The organism is Halanaerobacter jeridensis (assembly GCF_016908315.1).
In the GTDB taxonomy this organism is placed as follows: Bacteria; Bacillota; Halanaerobiia; order Halobacteroidales; family Halobacteroidaceae; genus Halanaerobacter; species Halanaerobacter jeridensis.
Map to the genome: position 1 here is coordinate 227,632 of NZ_JAFBDQ010000005.1, position 22,923 is coordinate 250,554.

General features: G+C 30.8%; 23 protein-coding genes. 2 read left to right on the forward strand and 21 right to left on the reverse strand.

The window, feature by feature from the left end:
• The first annotated feature begins 310 nt into the window (after positions 1 to 310).
• Positions 311 to 1,552: an LL-diaminopimelate aminotransferase gene (locus tag JOC47_RS06680; protein ID WP_204701279.1), complete on the forward strand. Its 1,242-nt coding sequence runs from the start codon at positions 311 to 313 to the stop codon at positions 1,550 to 1,552.
• Between the two features lie 185 nt (positions 1,553 to 1,737).
• Complete coding sequence (locus JOC47_RS06685) at positions 1,738 to 2,607, forward strand: zinc dependent phospholipase C family protein (protein ID WP_204701280.1); 870 nt, start codon at positions 1,738 to 1,740, stop codon at positions 2,605 to 2,607.
• Between the two features lie 46 nt (positions 2,608 to 2,653).
• Here JOC47_RS06685 and JOC47_RS06690 read toward each other — a convergent pair whose 3' ends face one another.
• The 21 genes from JOC47_RS06690 to tyrS all read right to left on the reverse strand — a co-directional run bounded on the left by JOC47_RS06690 (position 2,654) and on the right by tyrS (position 22,829).
• Positions 2,654 to 3,919 (reverse strand): MFS transporter, encoded by a 1,266-nt coding sequence (locus tag JOC47_RS06690; protein ID WP_204701281.1) that lies wholly within the window; start codon positions 3,917 to 3,919, stop codon positions 2,654 to 2,656.
• Between the two features lie 110 nt (positions 3,920 to 4,029).
• Positions 4,030 to 4,887 (reverse strand): putative beta-lysine N-acetyltransferase, encoded by an 858-nt coding sequence (gene ablB, locus JOC47_RS06695; RefSeq protein ID WP_204701282.1) that lies wholly within the window; start codon positions 4,885 to 4,887, stop codon positions 4,030 to 4,032.
• Complete coding sequence (gene kamA / locus JOC47_RS06700) at positions 4,877 to 6,157, reverse strand: lysine 2,3-aminomutase (RefSeq protein WP_204701283.1); 1,281 nt, start codon at positions 6,155 to 6,157, stop codon at positions 4,877 to 4,879. The genes ablB and kamA overlap by 11 nt, the downstream gene beginning before the upstream one ends.
• 216 nt (positions 6,158 to 6,373) lie before the next feature.
• Positions 6,374 to 6,802 (reverse strand): Fur family transcriptional regulator, encoded by a 429-nt coding sequence (locus tag JOC47_RS06705; RefSeq protein ID WP_204701284.1) that lies wholly within the window; start codon positions 6,800 to 6,802, stop codon positions 6,374 to 6,376.
• A 241-nt stretch (positions 6,803 to 7,043) separates the two neighbouring features.
• A complete protein-coding gene (locus JOC47_RS06710; protein WP_204701285.1) occupies positions 7,044 to 7,853 on the reverse strand; it encodes a metal ABC transporter permease in 810 nt (269 codons plus the stop codon).
• Complete coding sequence (locus JOC47_RS06715; protein WP_204701286.1) at positions 7,847 to 8,614, reverse strand: metal ABC transporter ATP-binding protein; 768 nt, start codon at positions 8,612 to 8,614, stop codon at positions 7,847 to 7,849. Before JOC47_RS06715 ends, JOC47_RS06710 begins: the two co-directional genes overlap by 7 nt.
• Positions 8,607 to 9,581 (reverse strand): metal ABC transporter substrate-binding protein, encoded by a 975-nt coding sequence (locus JOC47_RS06720; protein ID WP_239550958.1) that lies wholly within the window; start codon positions 9,579 to 9,581, stop codon positions 8,607 to 8,609. Before JOC47_RS06720 ends, JOC47_RS06715 begins: the two co-directional genes overlap by 8 nt.
• 134 nt (positions 9,582 to 9,715) lie before the next feature.
• Positions 9,716 to 10,753 carry a peptidoglycan DD-metalloendopeptidase family protein gene (locus tag JOC47_RS06725; RefSeq protein ID WP_239550959.1) on the reverse strand — a complete coding sequence of 346 codons (1,038 nt, stop codon included), beginning with the start codon at positions 10,751 to 10,753 and terminating at the stop codon, positions 9,716 to 9,718.
• A 278-nt stretch (positions 10,754 to 11,031) separates the two neighbouring features.
• Positions 11,032 to 11,955 (reverse strand): ornithine carbamoyltransferase, encoded by a 924-nt coding sequence (argF, locus tag JOC47_RS06730; RefSeq protein WP_204701288.1) that lies wholly within the window; start codon positions 11,953 to 11,955, stop codon positions 11,032 to 11,034.
• A 100-nt stretch (positions 11,956 to 12,055) separates the two neighbouring features.
• On the reverse strand, positions 12,056 to 12,445 hold the full coding sequence (locus tag JOC47_RS06735) for a bacteriohemerythrin (RefSeq protein ID WP_204701289.1): 390 nt from the start codon (positions 12,443 to 12,445) through the stop codon (positions 12,056 to 12,058).
• A gap of 135 nt (positions 12,446 to 12,580) precedes the next feature.
• Complete coding sequence (locus JOC47_RS06740; RefSeq protein ID WP_204701290.1) at positions 12,581 to 13,669, reverse strand: GGDEF domain-containing protein; 1,089 nt, start codon at positions 13,667 to 13,669, stop codon at positions 12,581 to 12,583.
• 26 nt (positions 13,670 to 13,695) lie between these two features.
• Positions 13,696 to 14,283, reverse strand: a complete 588-nt coding sequence (locus JOC47_RS06745) for a PDC sensor domain-containing protein (RefSeq protein WP_204701291.1) — start codon at positions 14,281 to 14,283, stop codon at positions 13,696 to 13,698.
• A gap of 399 nt (positions 14,284 to 14,682) precedes the next feature.
• Positions 14,683 to 15,051, reverse strand: coding sequence for a P-II family nitrogen regulator (locus JOC47_RS06750; RefSeq protein ID WP_204701292.1), 369 nt, complete (start codon positions 15,049 to 15,051; stop codon positions 14,683 to 14,685).
• Between the two features lie 77 nt (positions 15,052 to 15,128).
• Entirely contained in the window at positions 15,129 to 16,460 is a 1,332-nt protein-coding gene (glnA, locus tag JOC47_RS06755) for a type I glutamate--ammonia ligase (RefSeq protein WP_204701293.1), read from the reverse strand.
• A 116-nt stretch (positions 16,461 to 16,576) separates the two neighbouring features.
• Positions 16,577 to 16,825, reverse strand: coding sequence for a helix-turn-helix domain-containing protein (locus JOC47_RS06760; protein WP_204701294.1), 249 nt, complete (start codon positions 16,823 to 16,825; stop codon positions 16,577 to 16,579).
• Between the two features lie 47 nt (positions 16,826 to 16,872).
• Complete coding sequence (locus JOC47_RS06765; protein WP_204701295.1) at positions 16,873 to 17,211, reverse strand: P-II family nitrogen regulator; 339 nt, start codon at positions 17,209 to 17,211, stop codon at positions 16,873 to 16,875.
• A gap of 254 nt (positions 17,212 to 17,465) precedes the next feature.
• A complete protein-coding gene (locus tag JOC47_RS06770) occupies positions 17,466 to 18,965 on the reverse strand; it encodes an SSO2105 N-terminal domain-containing protein (protein ID WP_204701296.1) in 1,500 nt (499 codons plus the stop codon).
• Between the two features lie 344 nt (positions 18,966 to 19,309).
• Positions 19,310 to 20,341 carry an AI-2E family transporter gene (locus tag JOC47_RS06775; protein WP_239550960.1) on the reverse strand — a complete coding sequence of 344 codons (1,032 nt, stop codon included), beginning with the start codon at positions 20,339 to 20,341 and terminating at the stop codon, positions 19,310 to 19,312.
• Between the two features lie 13 nt (positions 20,342 to 20,354).
• Positions 20,355 to 20,813 carry a PRC-barrel domain-containing protein gene (locus JOC47_RS06780; protein ID WP_204701298.1) on the reverse strand — a complete coding sequence of 153 codons (459 nt, stop codon included), beginning with the start codon at positions 20,811 to 20,813 and terminating at the stop codon, positions 20,355 to 20,357.
• 98 nt (positions 20,814 to 20,911) lie between these two features.
• A complete protein-coding gene (gene yunB, locus JOC47_RS06785; RefSeq protein WP_204701299.1) occupies positions 20,912 to 21,565 on the reverse strand; it encodes a sporulation protein YunB in 654 nt (217 codons plus the stop codon).
• A gap of 43 nt (positions 21,566 to 21,608) precedes the next feature.
• Positions 21,609 to 22,829 (reverse strand): tyrosine--tRNA ligase, encoded by a 1,221-nt coding sequence (gene tyrS, locus JOC47_RS06790; RefSeq protein WP_204701300.1) that lies wholly within the window; start codon positions 22,827 to 22,829, stop codon positions 21,609 to 21,611.
• Positions 22,830 to 22,923: the final 94 nt, after the last annotated feature.

Below are 22,923 nucleotides of genomic sequence, written 5' to 3' on the forward strand. Positions count from 1 at the left end.
TATTCATTAACTGCAATCCAAAAACCAGTAATTATTGAACTCAAACTATTTTAAATTATATCACTAATGAGCCTATTTATCAACATATATAGTTCCAATTAAAAATGTAATTGATGAAAGTTATTTACACGGTTGAACTTAAATTTTTTAATTAATCAGTTACTACTTTATTAATTAATATAATTTCAAGTAAAAAAATTCAAAAAAACGATTATTAATTATTTCTTACATAACCTTGACTAATAAATTACATACTATATAATTATAAGTGAAACTTTTAAATTACTAAATGAGAAGGGAGTATTGAAATATGTCAGAAGAAAGCTATATTCAAAATTTGTTTGCAGAACGAATCGGAGGAAAACAGTTTGGCAAAGATACTACACTTTATAAGTTTGAAAAAATCAAACGAGCTAAAAGAAAAGCTAAAAAAGAAAATCCAAATACGGAATTAATCGATATGGGAGTTGGCGAACCCGATGCAATGGCCAACAATGAAGTAGTAGAAACTCTTTGTGAAGAAGCAGCAAAACCAGAAAATAGATTCTATGCTGATAATGGTATCCAAGAATTCAAGGATGCTGCTGTAGAATATATGGAAGAGGTATTCGGAGTTACGGATTTAGATAAAGAGACTGAAGTTAATCACTCTATTGGCTCTAAGCCAGGTCTAGCTATGATACCTAGTGCTTTTATTAATCCAGGTGATATTACTATCATGACTGTTCCTGGTTATCCAGTCATGGGAACTCATACTGAATGGCTAGGCGGAGAAGTAGTTAACTTACCATTACTTAAAGAAAATGATTTTCTACCTGACTTAAGCTCTTTAACTGAAGAACAAAAGGAAAAAGCTAAATTATTATATCTTAATTATCCTAATAATCCAACTGGTGCAGGAGCTACAGAAGAATTTTTCAAAGAAGTTGTAGCTTTTGCTCAAGAAAATGACATTATTGTTATCCATGATGCAGCTTATGCTGGATTAGTATTTGATGATAATGAGCCATTAAGTTTTCTTTCCATCCCTGGTGCTAAAGAGGTGGGAATGGAAATCCAATCTCTATCTAAATCATTTAATATGACAGGCTGGAGAATGGCTTTTGTAGTTGGAAATCCAAAATTAGTTAACGCTTTTGCAACAGTTAAAGACAATAATGATTCAGGGCAATTTAGAGCAATTCAAAAAGCAGGAATTACAGCTTTAAACAAACCTGAAATCACTGAAAAGACTGCTGAAAAATATTCTCGACGCCATGAAATGTTAGTCGAGGTTTTACAAGACCTAGGCTTCGATGCTCAAAAACCAGATGGTACTTTTTACTTATATGTAGAAATACCAGAAGGAACTGAAGACGGTCGCGAATTTGCTAATGCTGAAGAATTTGGGCAATTTCTAATTAAAGAAGCCTTAATCTCAGCTGTACCATGGGATGATGCTGGTAGTTTTATTCGCTTCTCAGTTACTTTTAGAGCTGAAGATCAAGCCGAAGAAGAACGAATTATTTCTGAAATCAAAAATAGATTATCCAAATTTGATTTTGTATTTTAATTTACTTTTAAAAGTCTCCGGATTTCCGGAGGCTTTTTGTTTTAAAATGAATTTTTTTGTCTAATTTTTCTTTTATTAAGCAGGAAAATATAAATTCACCGCGAAAAATAATAATTAACAACATAAAATTTAGTTTATCTTATTGTCTATAGACCTATTATTAAATATAAAAGGAAGTGATTATTATGCCTGATTTCTGGACTCATATTTTAGGGGGAGACTTAGTCACTAAAGAAATGAAAGCATCTGAAGAGCAAAAATATGTGGAAATGATTAAGAAGAATCAGGAATTATTTAATTTAGGATGTGAAGGACCTGACATTTTCTTTTACAATGACTTTTGGCCCTGGATCAGTGAAAAACGCGGTGCAGAAATAGGCGATAAACTACATCAAGAACAAATAAAAAAATTATTTGCAACTAGCCTTAATTTCTTAAAAGACAATCAAGATAACCAAAACTTCCCTCAATTATTTGCTTATTTAAGCGGTTTTATAGTTCACTATGCTCTAGATAAAAGAATTCATCCTTTTATCTATCAAGAAACAAATAATTTTCCTGAACACAAAAACTTAGAAATAAATATCGATACTTATCTAACTAATAAATACTGGAATAAATTGGCCCATCGAATGCCTCCTACTCCGGCTATTGATGCAGGACATAAATTACCTAAAATAGTTGAAGAATATTATCACTACCTTTTAGAAAAATTAAACATCAAATACAAAAGTGATGTAATTAACGATTCATATCAAGATTTCAAACGAGTCTTTGGCTTGTTTTACAGCCGCTGGCGTTTTAAAAGATATTTATTTAAAGCAATTAATCCCTTATTATCTTTTGATTTAAATACTTTAATCTATCCTACACGTCCTGATTATAAATTATTATCTAGTAATGATTATAATTATGTAGAAAACTTATTACTAAAAGGCGTAGGAGAGGCACACAATATACTTAAAGAAGTAATTAAATTTATTAATGGAGATATAGGAGAAGAAGAGTTAAAATCTACTTTTCCTAATATAAATTTTGATGGCGTTAAAATTTGATAAAAATGCAGGGGGCGCCCTGCATTTTGCATTTAATAAATCAAATTTATTTATTAGCAGTTTTTCTCCCTTTTTCTATATCGACTGTAGTTAAAATTATAATTCCTACTAAGAAAAATCCAGCTATTGCTAAAACTCCTAAACGACTAGAATGAGTTAAGTGACCCACTAAACCAAATACAAAAGGACCAGTAATTGCAGCAAACTTGCTTGAAATACCAAAGAAGCTATAAAATTCTGAAGTTTTATCTTTGGGTATCATACTTCCATATAGAGAACGACTTAAAGCTTGGGCTCCCCCCTGCACTAAACCTACCAATCCAGCTAAAATCCAGAAATCAAGTGCAGTGCTTAAAAAATATCCCCTAATAGTAATTAATAAATAAACAGTTAAAGCAATGATAATTCCTTTTTTGGCCCCAATTTTTTCTCCTAGTTTTCCAAACAATAAAGCACACGGAATACCAATAAATTGTGTCATTAGCATTGCACCTATTAAATCTGTCCTGCCAATACCAATTTCACGTCCATAAATTGTTGCCATCCGAATTATTGTACCAATTCCATCATTATAAATCCAAAATGCTAATAAAAATTTCAAAAGTTCACGGTATTGACTAATGTTTTTTAATGTTTTTTTCAATTGCTTGAATCCAGTTTTAACATATTCTAGCGAAGATAAATCCGGGCCCTTTTTAATTCCATCCGGCAAATAATAAAAAGCCGGTAAAGAAAATAACAACCACCAGAGAGCTACCATCACAAAACTCAATTTAGTAGCCAATAATTCACTAATTCCAAATAATTCAGGTTTAGAGATCATAACTAAATTTATCGCTAATAAGACTCCCCCACCAAAATATCCAGCAGAATATCCAACTCCGGAAACATAGTCCATTTTTTTATCTTCTACTAACACAGGTAAAAAAGAATCATAAAATATATTGCCCCCAGCAAATCCTATATTAGCAATTATAAAAAACAAAGAAGCTGTTAGATAGTTACCTTGTTGAATCAAAAATAATAAGGCAGTACCCGTCACGCCTAATCCTACAAAAACTTTAAAAAATGATTTTTGTGACCCAGAATAATCTGCCATCGCCCCTAAAATCGGAGCTAAAATAGCAACAATTAACATCGCAATTGTTTGAGTATAACCCCAATAAGAAGTTGCTACCGTATCAGCTAAATTAGCTGCAGCAAAATCTTTATAAAAAATAGGTAATACTACAGCTAAAATAGTGGTCGCAAAAGCAGAGTTGGCCCAATCATATAAAATCCATGAGTATATCTCTTTTTTATTGTTATCCATATTTGTCACCTCTAATTTTTATAGTTCCTTATCTATATAATAATATAAATTATTAATTTTGAAAAGTTAAATAAAAATGCTGAGAGCCAAAAGCCCTCAGCATTTAGCTACTATATTGTTTTACACCATAAATTCATATCCTCTAATCCACCTGCAATATTACAATTTTGAATTAATCTACCCGTATAGTCATAACCAGCACGGCTAAAAATTTTATTAACACCTTCTACTTTGGCCCGAGCAATAGTATACAAGCAATTATAATCTTTCTTTCTTAATAACTGTTCTAATTCATATAAAAGGTAGCTAGCCAAACCTTGGCCCCTATAATCTGTTAAAGTCGCAAAATCAGTCATTTCAGCATTTTTTTCTTCAGGGACTGTTTCTGCAGAAGCAGCAGCAACTAAATCATTCCCATCATAAATCAGAGCATAAATAACATTTTCTGCCCACATTTGCTGCAAATAATCTACTTCATTAATTGGATAAGGATAAGACTCAAACACTTTATCATATAGTTCAGCTAAATTATTCAAATCATCTTTTGCAGCTATTTTGAATTTATAATCAGCCGGCAAATCATCATTATTATCTATAGTTCCTTCTTTAATCAACTTATTGATAATTCTTTCCTCTTTACTACAATCAATCATTTCTTTTCTTTCTTTAGTTAAATAATAAGCCATTGATACTGCATCATCATTTGGATAATAATCTTTTATAACTGCTTCTTTTTCAAAACCAAGCTGCTGAAATTTATCTTTATCACTTTGATATGCTTTAACCCAAATCTTAGTAAAATTATTTTCTTCAGCTTTGGCAATTAATTGAGAGATTAATTCATCAATATTTTGACCTTGATAACTTTTGATCACAATTCGGCGATTCAACGGAGATAAATGAAGCTGTGCCTGATAACCTGCTCCACTTATTGTTTCTTTACTACCATCTACTTGCTTAGCTATCATAATTCCCATACTCCCGCTCACTACTTTGTAAACTGATTTTATCATTATCCTCAGAGAATAATTTCTGTAATCCAATATCATTCTGTTCTTCTTCTTCTACAAAAGGATTATCACAAATATTACAATTCGGTGGGCAATTACTAGTCTGGTTTTCTGGCTCAGTATAAACAGTAATCGTTCCTTCGAAATTTCTAAGAATAGTTTTACGATTAGAATTAGATAATAAATAATTAGGAGAAACAGGGATCTTTCCACCACCACCTGGCGCATCTACAACATATCGAGGAACTGAAAAACCAGAAGTATGACCAATTAAATGTTCCATTACTTCTATACCCTTAGCAATCGGGGTTCTAAAGTGCTCAATACCTCTAGATAAATCACATTGATATAAATAATAAGGGCGCACTCTATTTTGCACTAATTGATGCATTAAATCTTTAATTATTTCAGGACAATCATTTACATCACGCAATAATACAGTTTGGTTCCCCAATGGAATACCGGCATTAGCTAATTTATTTAAGGCTTCTTTTGATTCAGCAGTTATCTCTTTTTTATGATTAAAATGAGTATTAATCCAAACAGGTCCATGTTCTTCAGTAATTTCTGATAACATATCCACTAACCCATCAGTAATTCCTTGAGGTAAAACCACTGGTAATCTACTACCAACTCGAACAACTTCTACATGAGGAATCTTATATAATTCTACAATGATTTTTCTTAGTATTTCACGATCAATTAATAACGGATCACCGCCTGATAATAATACATCCCGCACTTGAGGAGTCTCTTTAATATATTCAATTCCTTGCTTAATTTGCTCTAAATTCACTGTTCCTTCATCATCACCAACTTTTCTTTTTCGCGTACAATGGCGGCAAAACATGGAACATTTATTTGTTACTAATAATAAGACTCGGTCAGGATAGCGGTGAGTTAATCCATCGACTGGAGAATCTTTATCTTCATGTAATGGATCATCCATTTCATAATTATTATTTTTCAATTCATCAGACTGTGGTATTGCTTGCTGCTTAATTGGGCAAGTATCATCATCAAAATCAATTAGCGAAGCATAATAAGGAGTGATTGACATTGGAAATACATCTGCTGCTTTCTTTATCTTTTGTGCTTCTGAATCCGAAATAGAAAACTTATCTTCTAATTCTTGTACACTAGTAATACTATTTTCTAACTGCCACTGCCAATCATTCCATTCTTCTTTACTACAGTCCCAAATATTTTGAACCTCAGAAAAATTCACTTTATTATCTCCTCCTGATAATTATAATAGTAATTTATTATTTAAAGGAAAAATTATTTAACAAAGAAGTTGAAAGAAATTTCCTAATTCAAGTTCAAATAAATATTATCAAGGGTAGATAGAAAAATCAAATCAAATACAGCGATTAAATTAATTTAGCTCCTCTTTTCTCTAACAAATATCTTCTAGTTTTTATTTACTACTTTAATTAGTGATTTATTTATCGTTTTTTTGACAATCAGGACACAAACCATAAAATTTTATACTATGATCTTGTATTTGATAACCAGTTTCAGAACTCAATTCATCTTCATACTCCTGCAGAGGGCAATCTAAGGGAACAATCTGATTACAATTAACACAAACTAAATGATGATGATGTACTTCACCCATTAATTCAAATTTACTTTCTTGGTCATTAATATTCAACTTTTTAATAAATCTTTTATTCTCAAATAAATTCAAAGTTCGATAAATAGTTGATAATCTTAAGCTAATTTCTGCATCCTCTAATTTTTGATGAATTTCCTTAGCAGTTAATGGTTTACTTTGCTCAAGCAATATGTTTAAAATGTTTATCCGCTGTTTAGTACATCTAATTCCTTCAGCTTTTAATTTGTTTTTCCATTCTGCTAAATCGTCCATTTTATTCACCTACCATTTTAATTTTATCTATATAAAGTGTAACTTTCAGTGCAACTTTATAGCTAGAAGTAAGTAGCTAGGGGCTAGTAGTTAAAACATAAAATTAAATTCAAAACCTAAAACATTAACCTAGTATTCAATAATTCAAAGCTATGAACTGTTTTTTTTGTTTTGAATTTACTACTAGCTACTAGCTTTTATCTACTAGCTAGTGGCACGATAGTGCCACTTTATATAGATATTATGTTACTTTTTGTTTTGTAAAATTAAATAACAACACAAACAACAAATACCCTACACTTGCTAAAATAATAGTCCCGCCTGGGGCCAAATCTTGATAAAAAGAAATAAACAACCCACTATTAACTGCTAACACACTAAATAATACACTATAAAATACTGTCCCCTTAAAACTTTTAGAAACTTGTAAAGCAGTCGCTACTGGTAAAGTAATTAAAGAAGAAATCAACAATCCACCTACAATTCGCATTGATAAAGAAATAGTAATGGAAACTAAAACTATAAATAATATATTCAATGTTTTAACTGGAATTCCGGCTAATTTAGCTTCTCGTTCACTAAAAGCTAAGAAAAAGAAACCATAATATAAAGCTCCCATAATTATTATAATAAGCACTCCCATCGGCAAAACTAACATTACATCCTGCCAACTCACTAAAGAAATACTTCCAAATAAATAACTGAAAATACTGGAGTTACTATTAGTTAAACTAATCAGAATTGTAGCTAATCCTAACCCAGTAGCTAGCACAATTGATAACGATAATTCTGCATAATCATTATATTTTTTTCTCAAATTTTCAATTCCCAATCCAGCTATTACAGAAACTATTAAAGCTGTATAAACTGGATAAACTCCTAATAACATTCCCAAAGCTACTCCAGCTAATGCTACATGTGATAGAGTATGTCCAATTAAAGCTAATCGCTTTAAAATTAAAATAACACCAATCAAAGCTGCAATCACAGCTATTATATTTCCTACAATAAATGCTCGCTGCATAAAACCATAAGTAAATATTTCTAACATGCATTTTCACCGCCCTGATGTTGATGCCGTTCAACCCACATCTGATTATCAGACAAAGTATCAAAATAATTGTCACAGCAAAAACCATCAGCTTGATGTACAAAAATACTATCATTAGCAAAACAAGCTACTTTATTAGCTTGATCACTAATCACATGTACATCATGAGAAATCATAACAATTGTAATATCAAGTTCATTATTTAATTCTGCTAATAATTTATAAAATTCCTGCTGTGATTCCGTATCAACTCCAACTAATGGCTCATCTAAGAAAATAATATCAGGATTAGTTACTAAGGTTCGAGCAATAAATATCTTTTGCTTTTGCCCCCCAGACAAATTTCCAATTTGCTGGTTTTTATAATCTAACATGCCCACTAATTCTAAAGTTTGATCAATTTTCTTTTCTAAATCACTGTTCAATATCTTAAAAAAACCCATTTCATTATACATATTAGAAGCAATAATCTCTTTCACAGTAGCAGGAAAACTTTCATTAAACCCTCTTACTTCTTGAGCAATATATCCCACTTTAGTCCAATCATTGAACTTTTTGATTGAGCGGCCTAAAAGTTTAATTTCTCCTTTATTTGCTTTTAATAGCCCAAGCATCAATTTTATTAATGTACTTTTACCTGAACCATTGGGCCCAATAAAAGCAATGAAGTCTCCTTCCATAATTTCTAAATCTATATCCTGCAGAATTAATTCTTCTTCATAACTAAAAAATAAATTATTAACTTCTACAACCTTATTCATTTTCTTCCACCAACGCTTTCTTTAAGTTTTCTAAATTCTGATACATTAAAGTAAAATAATCTTCACCACTCTCTTTTTCTTCTTTGGTTAATCCAGCTACTGGATTTAACTCTAAAACCTGCAAATTTGCTTCCTCAGCTAAAACATTAACCGTTTTAGGACTAGCTAGAGTTTCCATAAAAATATATTCTAAATTGTGTTCTCGAGCGTAAGTAGTTAATCGTGCTAAGACCCCTGGTGAAGGTTCCTCATGGGGGGCAACTCCCGTTACAGATAATTGTTCAAAGCCATAACGATGCCCTAAATACCCAAAAGCTGAATGAGAAACTAAAATATGATCTTGTGTCTTATTATTTAAAATAGATTGATACTTCTGATCTAACTTATTAATCTTTTTAGCAAATTCTTCATAATTCTTTTGATAATCTTTTTGATTTTCAGGATCTAATTCACTAAACTCCACTTTCATTTTTTGAGCAATTCTTTTCATATTTAAAGGATTCAACCATAAATGAGGATCATGTTGACCTTGATGTTTATGATCATGATTATGACTATCTGCATTAGATTCATGCTCATTACTTGAATGAGCAATATTATTTTTATTATAATCAATTAAATTAACATATCGGCTAATATTAATCATCTTAGATTTGGAATCTGTTAAATTCTCTTTTACATCACTAGCCCACGGCTCTAATCCAACTCCATTATAAAAAAACAGGGCAGATCTTTCCAATTTTGCTATCTGCTTAGGAGTAGGACGATAACTATGCAATTCTGCCCCATTAGGGACAACTAATTTAACAGTTATATTATCTCCTGCTACTTTATTTGCCGTTTCATATAAAGGGTAAATACTCGTATAAACGGTCACTCCCTCATCTTTGCTCGGTGCACCCTGACAACCACTTAATAATAATACAATCAATAATCCAAATACAATTAATTTTAATTTATCATTCATTTCCATCAACCCCTTTTTCTAAAATGAATTTTCATCTAGTTGCAAATCATTTGCAACTGATAATATGATAATACATTTACATTAATTTGTCAAAAAATAAAAAAATGGAGAACAGAAACTGTTCTCCATAAAAATTATCTTAAATATTCCAATGGATTAACCGGCTTACTATTGACCAAAACTCTAAAATCAAGGTGTGGACCTGTACTCAATCCTGAATTTCCACTACGACAAATTACTTGTCCACGCTGAACTCTTTCTCCAGCATCAACTAATAATCTTGAATTATGAGCGTAAGATGTAACTACTCCATTACCATGGTCAATTGTCACTATTCGACCAAATCCTTTAATCCAGCCACTACTTAGTACTCTTCCAGCTTTAGCAGCTTTTACTGCTGTTCCACTAGGAACTGCAATATCTATTCCACCATGAAATTTCTTTTCATTTAAGATTGGATGCATTCGCCAACCATAATTAGAACTTATTTTCCCATCTACAGGCCAAACAAATTTATCACTATTAACTTGTCCACTACCACGAGAACTACCAGATAAATCTAACATCAATTTAGGTACCTTTATCTTTTGGCCTGCTCTCAAACGATTAGAATTTAAATTATTTACTGCTTTAATTCGATGAACAGTTGTATGATAACGCTGAGCTAAAGTTTCTAATGTATCTCCTCTTTTTATTCTATAAGAAATAATATTATAAAAATCCGTATCTAAACCGCCACCCATACCAGTTTTAGGGATAATTAATTCATTCCCAGGATGAATTACAGTATTTTCTAAATTATTGGCATTCCTAATTACTTTCACAGGTATATCAAAATCTCTTGCTATTTCATACAAGCTATCTCCTTTACGCACTGTATATTCATCAAAACTAACACTCTTTTTCAGTTCGCTCCAAGTTTCACTTCCTACTACCCCATCTACAGGTAATCCGGCTTTTCTTTGAAACTTTACTACTGCTCTTTTAGTTGAAGGGCCAAAAATACCATCAATCATAATTGGCTCTCCTAACATCACTAAATTTTCCTGTAATTCTCTAACATCTTTACCTCTCATCCCGCGCTGTAAAGTTCTATGAGCAGCATTAACTACTCCTGATACAGCTAATAGCATAACCACCATACAGATAACTACTGTTTTTTTTCGATTCAAATTCAAACCTCCCCAATCTCCTTAAATATTTAATTATAATCCTTATTATATTTTTCTACACTTATACTCTTATTCCTGCAATAAATTTGCCCAATTTACATTCATACTTCAAATATACCAAACTTATTTCAAAAGTTCAATGGTATTTTATTACAAATAGTTCTATAATAAAGTATTCTTTTTTAGAATTAAAAGCACCTTTTATTTTCCAAAAAAAAGAAAAAAGCAGAGTTAGGTAACAAGACAACTCTGCTTAAATTAATTAATTTATTTATATTTTAATTATTATTCATCAGCTGTACCATAATTGATTTTTGTAAATGCAATCTATTCTCTGCTTGATCAAATACTACAGAATTTTCTCCATCAATAACCTCTGCAGTAACTTCTTCTCCACGATGAGCTGGCAAACAATGTAGAAAGACTGGATTAGCAGCAGCTAATTCCATCATCTCATTATTTACTTGATAATCTTTGAATATTTTCTTTCGTTCTTCTGCTTCATCTTCATCTCCCATACTAGCCCAAACATCAGTATAAACTACATCAGCTTCTTTAACAGCTAATTTAGGATCATTTGTAATTTCAATTTCACTCCCACTATCTTCAGAAATTTTTTCTGATGTTGTTATTATATCTTCTTGTGGTTCATAGTTTTTAGGACTAGCTATACTAATATCCATCCCTACTTTAGCTGCTCCTAACAATAAAGAATGAGCCATATTATTGCCATCACCAATATAAGTTAATTTTAATTCGCGTAAATTACCCTTTTTTTCTTGTATAGTAAATAGATCAGCTAATGCCTGACAGGGATGATATAAATCAGTTAAACCATTAATTACAGGAATAGAACTATTAGCAGCCAATTCTTCAACATCACTTTGAGCAAAAGTACGAATCATAATTCCATCTAAATAGCGTGATAAAGCTTTAGCAGTATCAGCAATAGTCTCTCCTCGCCCTAGTTGAATATCATCAGAACTAAGAAAGATTCCTTGACCACCTAATTGATAAATTCCTGTTTCAAAAGAAACCCGAGTTCGAGTAGATGATTTAGCAAAAATCAACCCTAAACTCTGTCCTGCTAAATGTTTATGTTCTATTCCATTATTTTTTTTATACTTTAATTCAGTTGTTAAAGTAAATAGTTCTTTAATCTCCTTTACTCCTAAATCTTGAATTGTTAATAAATTTTCCATTTGATCCCCTCCTCTTTTTCATAATTATACAACCAAGAGAATAAATATTCAAGGGTTTTAATAAAAAAGTCAGAGGAGTCTCCTCTGACTAAAACAAAACTTAACTCATTATATATTTTTTTATATCTTGGTCAATATAATAAATATGAGCTTCAAACAATTTTATGATTTCAAAATATACATCATAAATAAGGTTAGCATCAACTTGCTGACTATCTAAATTTGCAATCAACTCTAAAACTCTATCTTTCAAAATTCGGTGCACACGTTTATGTTCTGACTGATACGGGTAATCAAATTCTTGTTGTATTTTTTCTTCTTTGGCAAAATGACTGTCTAAATAATTTTTAAAGAACGAATTCATTTTTTTCAATTCTGTGCTAGTAACATTTTTTTGGGCTTTAATCTGGGTTAAAAATTGATTTGAACGGTCAAAAAAACTATCATGGTCACTATCCAAATCTTCAATTCCCAATTTTGCTATTTTCATATTACCACCTCATAAATTATGATATATTAAATCTTATTTATTAATTTCATCATAATTATGGGTAGCACCTTTCTTTTAACAGAATCTTAGCATTATTTTAACTTATCATTAACAAAAGATTTAAAAGTAAATACTTTATTCTTTTTTAATAATCCTATTTTTACCTTCTTCCTTCGCTTGATACAAAGCCATATCAGCCCGATTAATTAATTTAGTCTTAGAATCATTTGCTTCCGAATTATAGGTAGTAACACCAATACTAATAGTTATATTTAATTTTTTATTTTGATATTCAATTTTCTTATCTCTTACTTTATTGCATATTTTTTCAGCTTTCATCACTGCTCTTTCTAGGTTAGCACCTGGTAAAATAATAGTAAACTCTTCTCCCCCATACCTAGCTACTATATCAGTTTTTCTAGTATTATTTTCTAAAATTTGTGCTAATAATTTTAAAATTTCATCTCCAGCTTGATGACCATAATTATCATTAAATAATTTGAAATCATCAATATCTAACATTAATAATGATAAACTACCTTCAAATTTATTAATATCTTCTATTTTTCTTGCTAAAATTTCTTTAAAATAACTGTGGTTATATAAATTGGTTAATCCATCTCTAATTGCTTTTTCTTTAATTTCCTGCTTTTCAGTAACATCTGTCATAATAACCATTACTTTAACTTCAGATTTATTATGTATAATTTTATATTTTAAATCAATACAACGCCCATTAATCTTCTTTTGCTGAGGCAAATTATTTATATACTGTTCAACTTTTTGTGAATTTTTATTTTTAGCTGCTTTAAAAACTTTTTGTAAATTTAATTCTAATTTTTTTCTATCACTTAAGCTTGAAATAATAACAGAAAATTTATGTTCAGAAATATCATATCCAAAAATATTATGGCACATTACACTATATTCTTTATCTATTAATAAATCATCACCAAAAGATAAAAAACCTTGGTCGGCATTATTTAATAAATTTCTTACATTATTAATACTAGTTTCTAAATTACTGCGCATCTCATTTAAATAATCAGCCAAATCACTAAATTCATCCTCAGTATCAAAATCAAGCTTTTCAACTGTTAAATTTCCTTTACTAACTTCATTAGCAAAATCAAGTATCTGATCAATTATATTCAGTATATAACTACTAAATAAATATACTGTTATGATTACTAATATTATCAGAAAAACCCCAATTAATATCATACTATTTCTTGTTTTTGCAACAGAAGCTAAAATTTTATTTTTTTACCATCTATGACTATTGTCCAGTCAAATGTATTGATTCGACTATAAGCTGCAATATACTCTTGACCTTTTTTCTTATAGCTGAAATATCCAGTTGCTGATATTTTTTGTGTGGTAGCAATTTCAGAATCTTCTCTATTACTGACTTGATTATTTTGAAAATAATTAGGGTCTATCTTTGGATTAGGTTGTCCACTCAATATCAATTCACCCTTAGAATCTAGTAAATAAACAGTACCATCAAACTCTAATAAATCAACTGCTTTAGATTGGGTAAAATATAATTGATTTTTCAATGTTTGATAATTCAGATCAAGTATTTCTGAATCATTCAAATTTTTAATTTGGCTATAACTTAAAGACCTAATGGTTTTTTCATAAATTTGACTACTAGTATTTATAGCAATTATTTCTAAATTCTTTTTAGCTTCATTCAATAATCTATCTTTAAAACTAAAATAATGAATTAACCCCAAAATAAGAGAGTGAGTGATTGTAATAAACAAAGCCACTATTAATATTTTATGAAATAAGCTATTAGCTTTTACCTTTTTCAAAATATCATCCAACATTATCCTTCCCCCCTTTTTTTATCGCACCTATCTATATATACTATATAATTAAAATGTTGGTTTTGTTTAAGTTCAATAATATAATTTAAAATCTAAAAAAATATTCAACTGAATTATTATAAGGGTTATAAATTTTAACTCATTTAAACTATTTTATGGAGAAAATAGAAGTCCTAGAGATTTTTTTCTTTTATAAAGAAATATTATAATTTAGAAACTTCTATTCATGTCAGATGATTATCATTATTTAATTTAATTAAAAGAATAAGTTAATTATTTTATAAAATAAATTGATCTAAAAAAATATAATACATTAATATAATTAATTATACAAAAAACAAAAAATCCTACAATAATCCAAAATAAAATAAAAGCAAGCCCTTCAAAAAAGGCTTGCTTTTATAATCCAGATCTATCACTAATAGTATATGCTTCATTAATATCACTAACAAAAATCTTACCATCACCAGGACGACCAGGTTGACTCATATTAACTTGTAATCCACTTGCTTTTAAATTTTCTGTCTCAGTCCGAGCACTATCGATTATAATTTCAATTGCTTCCTCCTTCTTGGCTTCATCTTCTACAACAATTAATAACATCGTCTTAGTTAATTCTTGATAATGAGTTTCCCCTACTTTTACTCCTTTTTGTTTACCCCTTCCTCTAATATTCAATTTGCTATAAGCTTCAAAGCCTCCTTCATTTAAAGCTTCCAAGACTTCACCTTCTTTTTCTGGTCTAATAATCGCTCTAATTAATTTCATTTTAACCACCTCTATTTTAATTTTTAAATAAAACAACCCAAGAGCAACACTCTTGAGTTGTTTTTCAACTTTCTATTTTAATATACACTTAAATACTGTTCTAATTCCCAATCATGAACTTGAGTTCTATAGGTATCCCACTCAATTTCTTTAGCTGTCACAAAATGTTCTAGTACATGATCCCCTAAAGCATTCTTGATAGTTTCATCTTTCAATAACTCTTGTACTGCTTCATTAATATTAGCTGGTAGACTTTCAATTCCTAATTCTGCTTTTCTCTCTGCAGTCATTTCATAAATATTCTCTACTACTTCTGCTGGCGGTTCAATTTCATTTTTAATTCCATCTAATCCCGCTTTTAACATTACTGCAATTGCTAAATAAGGATTAGCTGTTGGATCAGGATTTCTCATTTCTAATCTTGTTCCTGCACCACTAGCAGCAGGGATTCTAATTAAAGCACTACGATTAGAAGCAGACCACGCTTGATAAACTGGCGCTTCATAACCTGGTACTAATCTCTTATAAGAGTTAATAGTTGGATTAGTAATTGCTGCTATCGCTTTAGCATGCTTTAATAGCCCACCAATGTAATATTTAGCAGTTTGACTTAATCCCAATTCTGCATCTTCATCATAAAATACATTGTTGCCATCTTTAAATAATGACTGATGCACATGCATTCCAGAACCATTTTCACCAAAGATAGGCTTCGGCATGAAAGTTGCATGTAAATCATGCTGATTAGCAATTGATTTAACTACAAATTTAAAAGTAGCAATATTATCTGCTGTAGATAAAGCATCTTCATATTTAAAATCAATTTCATGCTGGCCTGGAGCTACTTCATGGTGCGAGGCTTCTACTTCAAATCCCATTTCATCTAAAGCCAAAATAATATCTCTTCTCGCATCTTGACCTAAATCAACTGGGCCAAGGTCAAAATAACCACCATCATCATGAGTGATTGTAGTCGCCTCTCCTTCTTCTGTCTTTTCGAATAAGAAAAACTCTGGTTCCGGCCCTACATACATCTCATAACCCATCTCTTCTGCTTCTTCTAATACATTTTGTAGTACATTTCTAGGTCCGCCGACAAATGCTTCACCATCTGGAGTACATACATCACAAATTAATCTTGCTACTGTTCCGCCAGTCTTTGGACGCCAAGGAAATGTAATAAAAGTATCCAAATCAGGTTTTAAATACATATCTGATTCTTGAATTCTAGTAAATCCATCAATTGACGATCCATCAAACATAATTCCTTCTTCTAAAGCCTCTTCTAGCTGTTCTACTGTAATTGCTACATTTTTAGTAATTCCTAAAATATCCGTGAACTGCAGTCTCACAAACTTAACATCTAACTCCTCTGCTTTTTTTAATATATCTTCTTTTGTCATACTCATTTTTCTATTCCCCCTCAATAATTTTACGTGTTCTCCGCTAAACTAATTGCTCAATTCAAAATTCTCAATATATTTTTGCGAATTCTTAGCATCTCCATTATAGTTAATAATATTTTTTACTTTTCATTAGATTTTTTTAATTTTTTTATTCCAGCAAGGCTTAATCCCTGCCCCATCAACTCTTTAATTTGCTTTAATTCTAAAATATCATTTTTCGAATAAAGACGTTGATTCCCATCACTTCGTGCTGGTTTTACCAAACCTTCTTGTTCGTAATATCTAATTTGTCGAGCCGTTAAAGATGTTTTCTTTTGTGCAACCCCAATTGAATAACTCGGCAAATCAGGATCTATATTTGTATTCATATTATAAACCTCCAATCTAAAGAAGGTTTCTAGCTAGGGTTTAAACATTAAACCGCTTTTTCATCTTCTTCTCCCGTTCTAATCCTTACTGCTTGGTCAATTGAATAAACAAAAATCTTACCATCTCCAACTTCACCTGTTCGAGAAGCATCAGTGATTATATCTATTAATTCGTCAACTTGATCAGCTTGAACCACCATTTCTACCTTCAACTTTTCCTTTAACTTCACTTCATATTCTACCCCGCGATAAACCTCTTGTTTTCCTTTCTGCTTGCCATATCCAGCAATTTGAGTAATATTCAAACCATTAATGCCTAACTTTTCAACTTCTACTACTAAATCCTCTAATTTAGACGGTCTAATAATACACTCCACTTTTTTCATTTTAGCAACCTGCTTATAAAAACCTATGCAAAACTATACATAGACCACAATCATACAGGATTAGATCGTGTTAGGTATAATCGCTTGATTATAATCTTCCTTACTGCCCTTAATATTTACAATATCCAGGTACTAGAAAGATACAGGTGTTACCTGTCCCTAAATTTACATTCTAGGCAAAGTCCTTTCTCTATGTGGTGCTTTGCCCTATCTAAACTATTGGAAAATTGATTCTTTTTATCAGGTCATAATTATTAAGCGATTTCCAACAATCTTTTCCTGTATCTAGAATATGCATAGTCCTTGCTATAAGCAGGATTTTCACCACCTTCCTTTTTAATAGTTTTAATCAAAATTTTAATTAAATAATCAATCTTACCCCATTTAGACCATTGAGAACTAGAAATAAATTTCGTGAATTTAACTCTGTTTAAATAACTACTCATAACTTGGATTAATTGTTTTGGAATTCGTTCATTAAAACCTAAAGCCCTTCTGCCAATTACTAATGCAGCAGAATTATGAACACTTATCCCAAACTGATGCTGGTATTTGTATTTCCCAATAATGCTAGTAAAGGCAGGATTCACTTTAATAACTTCTATACCTTCACGCTTACATCCCCTCTCTAAAAAAGTCAGCAATTTTCTATATACAAATTGATGCGAAATCCTCTCAAATTTCTTATTTCCATAGCTATTACGTTTAAATTCCAAATCTTCAATTGCTACTGAATATCCTTTATTTTTAATAAATTCAACTACTTCTTTTGCTAATTCACCACAAAGATTAGTCCGCCTATTACCTTTAGCAGAAGTTAATTCAGGATTGGTTATACATTTATGCCATTTATAATTACCTTCTTGGTCAAGACAAGTTAAAGCAAAACCATCTGGGTTAGTGTCTATTCCTATAATTCCTACTTGTTCAGGATTAGCAAATTTAATTTCTGGCGTTTTTTCTTCAATGGTAATATGAGCGTAGTATTGATTATCCTTACGGATAACTTCTACATAATAAGGTTTCTCTTTGCTAACGACATCTAAGACCATACTTTTATAATCCCTGCCGTTAACCTCACCCTCTAAGTTCTTTTTTTGTAGTAAATAAAGAGGAACTTTAATATACTCATATCTACTACTATTCTTTTTGACACTAGTATTAATCCTTAAAAAGATGTTATCTTCTTCATCTAAAACAATCCGCGTATTATGATTCCCTTTTTTAGTCTTATCTCCGCGAGAACAGAATTTATTGTTACGAAGTTCTTTCCACTCTTGATTGGAGATCTTCCCTTCACACCTCGCTTTATAATTATCCTTACCTCCAAAAATAACTTTGGGAATAGTACCTTCATCTAAATGTTTTTGATATTCTTCTAACTTACGCTGATATTTATCTAGTTTTGTTTTTAAAGCATGGATTTTTTGTTTGGATTTTGCTCTTTTTAATTCCTGCTTAACCTGTTTAAGCTTAGATTTATAATTACTGTGATATTCTTTCACTAATTCCTTTTGCGAAGATATAATGCTATCTGCTTTCATAACTGCATCTTTAGCATATCTAGAGTTAAGTTTATATTTACTCTGCAGTAATTTCTCCAAATCCATTTTATTCATTGGATCATAAGCATCAGGCTTTCTACGATTAAAAGCAAATCTGATTGCTGAAGAAAATCTAATCATCAGATTATCAAGTTTTTCGCTTTCCTCTGAAGGCATCTCTAGTAATTTAGCTTTGATTGTTGTCTTCATTACTAGCACCTTCTTTATTTATCCCAATCATCTGAATTCTTTCATATCTTTTCAAATATTTCATTCTATCACCTCTAGATATAGTATATACTACATCTAGATACGGAATTAAAAAGTCTTTTACCTTAATTTGAATAATTTTACATCAATATTTTGCAACTACTTAAACCTCCTATATATTCACTTCTAATTGAACTTTAGTTTTTCTTTAAAACTTTTTTATCAATTCTTCTCACTATGTTTTTAAACTAAATTCTTTTAAGTTTTATTATTTAAACTTAGATTTAATCTTAAACTTGATTTTTATTTCATTCTCAAACTTAGTTTATATGATACTAGAAATGCTATGTCTTGTCAACAGAAACCAACATCTCTACTAAGTAATATAATAATTCTTTAATAATTACTGCTGTGGGAATAGCAATCATCATTCCCAAAATCCCCAACAATTCTCCTCCAGCTAATAAAGAAAAAATTATAACTAATGGATGTAATCCTACCTTAGAACCCATAATTTTAGGAGAAATAACTCCTCCCTCTAACTGTTGAATCACAGTAAATAAAATAATAACATACAGTACTGTAGTCAATGAATTAAACGCAGCAATAATCACTGCGGGAACCGCAGCAAAAATAGGGCCCAGATAGGGAACCAAATTTAAAATACCAGCTAAAATTCCAATTATTAAATAAAAGCGTAAGTCTAAATAATAAAGCCCTAAAATTGATAATAAAGCAACAAATAAACTAATTAACAATTGTCCTTTAATAAATTCAAATAATGATTCATTAATTCGACATAATAATTTTTTAACTCCTTGCCGATAATTATGAGGCACAATAGACCATAAAGTAACTTTAATAATTCGCAAATCTTTTAAGATATAAAATGCTAAAACTGGAGCTAAAATAATACTAAAAGAATGAGATAATAATGTAATCAACACTTCACTAGTCCGTTCTAAAAACTGCACCCCCGTTCTTTCTAAACGCTCTGTCAAATTATTAAAGACAAAATCTAAGGTAGCAGGAGTATCTACTGCCTGATAGCGATCTGTTAAATTATCAACTACCCTTTCTAATTGAGTAAAATAATAAGGGATTCTTCCCGTTAATTCATTTAATTCTCCAATCACTGCTGGTAGCAAAATAAAAAAGCCTACCGCACATAAAGTTAGTAAAATTCCAAATACAAAAATTAATGCTCCCATGCGCGGCATGTTCTTAGCTACTAAGAATTTAATAACTCCTTCTAGCAAAAAAGCTAATGCTATTCCTAATATAAAAGGAGGTAAAGTTACTCGCACTAAATATAAAAAATAAATTCCAGTTGCAAATATAGATAATAAAATTATCCGTTTATCTCTAGTTGTCAATGTAAGTCCCCCATCAAGTTGAAAAATCTTTAATAATAATTTTTTGATCACCATAGCTAATCTTCTCATCAGCAGCTAAAATTTCTCGGCCAGTCAATATATCCTGAATTAAGCCATCGCTAAGTTCATAACCATTTAACTGTCCTACTTCAGTTAATAAAATATCTTTCACAACTCCCAAACTATCACCACTATTAGTAACTACCGGAGTTCCAATCATCTCTTTAGCAGTTAATAATTCTTCGCTATTAACCTCTAAGAAATGTTCATCTTCTTTAATAATGATATAATCTGTGCCTAAACTATATAATTGTTGAGGGGCAATTAAATATTCTTGTCCTTTATCACTTACAATCACACCAGCAATTTGATTAACGCCTGGCTCTAGTACAACATCTATAATCACACCTATTTTTTTACCGCCTTTAGCATCTATAACTGGTAATTCTAAAATATCATGGACAGATTTCATCTCGCATTTTCACTCCTTTCATTCAAACTATATTATTCCCAGCTAAGTGCATAAAGATACAAAAAACAAAAAATCGCCGCAAAGCGATTTAATTATACTTATTTCTTATTTGTTTTTAAAATCCCATTTTCCACCCCGACATATACTTCCGGTACTTGACCTACAATTACTGCTTCACTGAGCGGCACTTGCGTGATTACACCTATGTCACTTCCTAAAAGCGGAAGCAACACTTTTACTTTCGTCTTAATCTTTAAGTATAGTTTATGACGACTTTGATTAATTCCTACTGCTTCAAAATCATCTATAATATTAGTTGTAGTAGCTCCATACGGAACTATTCTCACAGTCAATTTCGGACTATACTGTGAAAAAATCTCTATTCCAAAGATTCTCAATAAGGGTATTTTGATTAATTGCTTTTTCTGCTGTTCCAATAACTGCTGCAGTTGGAGAGTGATCTGCGAGGATAATTCGTTAATCAATTGTAAATTAGGCTGCATTAAAATAATTTGGCCCTGTTGATTAGTTTTTATCATCACTAAATCACTATAAGTAATATCTTTCGTCTGCTGATTGACCGCTTGATTAATTGTCTTGGTTAACATTGCTGTTATCTTAGATTGACAAATACTATGTAATATTGGCTGTAGAGTTAATTCGATAACTACAATCATCAAACTGCTAGCTACAATTAATATCAAAAATAAAACTATTAATTTTCTCTTTAAGTTCCAAAACAAAATAACCACCCCTTATAATATAATATTACAAACAGGGTGGTTATGTTCTAATTTATTTTAAAATTATTTTAGCAAATCTCTTCTTTCCTACCCGAACAATCATTTCATCTTCAACTTCTATATCAATATTAATTTTTTCATATTTTTCATCATTAAATCTGACTGCTCCTTGCTTAATCAATCGTCTAATTTGACTCTTACTATCTACTAAACCAGTAGCATCAACTAAATCTACAATCCACATTTCCCCATTTTCTAATTCTTCTTTTTTAATCACTATTTCGTCAATATCATCAGGAGTACCACCTTGTTTAAATACCTTTTGAAATTCTTGGGCAGCCTGCTCAGCAACTTCTTCATCATAATATTCAGCTACAATAGTTCGGGCCAACTTCTTCTTAGCCTTCATTGGATGATAACTACCATCTTCTAAACCGGACTTAATAGTCTCTACTTCATCACCAGCTAAATCTGTAACTAATTCAAAGTATCTCCCAATTAACTCATCAGGTAGAGACATTGTTTTACCGTACATTTCTGATGGAGCCTCATCGATTCCTATGTAGTTATCCTTACTCTTACTCATCTTATTTACCCCATCCAATCCTTCTAATAGAGGCATCATAATTATCGCCTGCGGTTGTTGTCCATATTCTTTCTGTAACTTTCGACCTGCTAAGAGGTTAAACTTCTGGTCAGTACCTCCTAATTCTACATCAGCTTCTATAGCTACTGAATCATAAGCTTGCAAGATAGGATAAAAGAATTCATGAATACTAATTGGCTGATTGTTTTGATAACGATTAGAAAAATCCTCTCTTTCTAACATTCGGGCTACTGTATATTGTGATGATAATTCAATTGCATCACTAAAATCCAAATCTGACAGCCACTCGCTATTGAAAACAACTTTAGTCTTTTCTGAGTCTAGCACTTTGAACATCTGCTCTTTATAAGTTTCAGCATTCTTCTTTACTTCTTCATCAGTTAACTGCTGTCTTGTTTCTGATTTTCCAGTTGGGTCTCCAATTTTCCCAGTAAAATCACCAATCAACAAATATACCTCATGACCCATATCTTGAAATTGTTTTAACTTCTGTAATACAACAGTATGTCCTAAATGAATATCTGGCGCTGTAGGGTCTAGTCCAAGTTTTACCTTCAATGGTCTATCTTCTTTTTTTGCTTCTTTTAACTTATCAACTAAATCGTCTTCACCAATCATTTCTGAACTACCACGTTTAATAATTTCTAATTGTTCTGCAATTTCCATGATATTGCCTCCCAAATACAATTATTCAATCTGAATTTTATCACACTTAAATTTAAATATCAATCAATAAAAAACAAATTCTAAACATGATTAG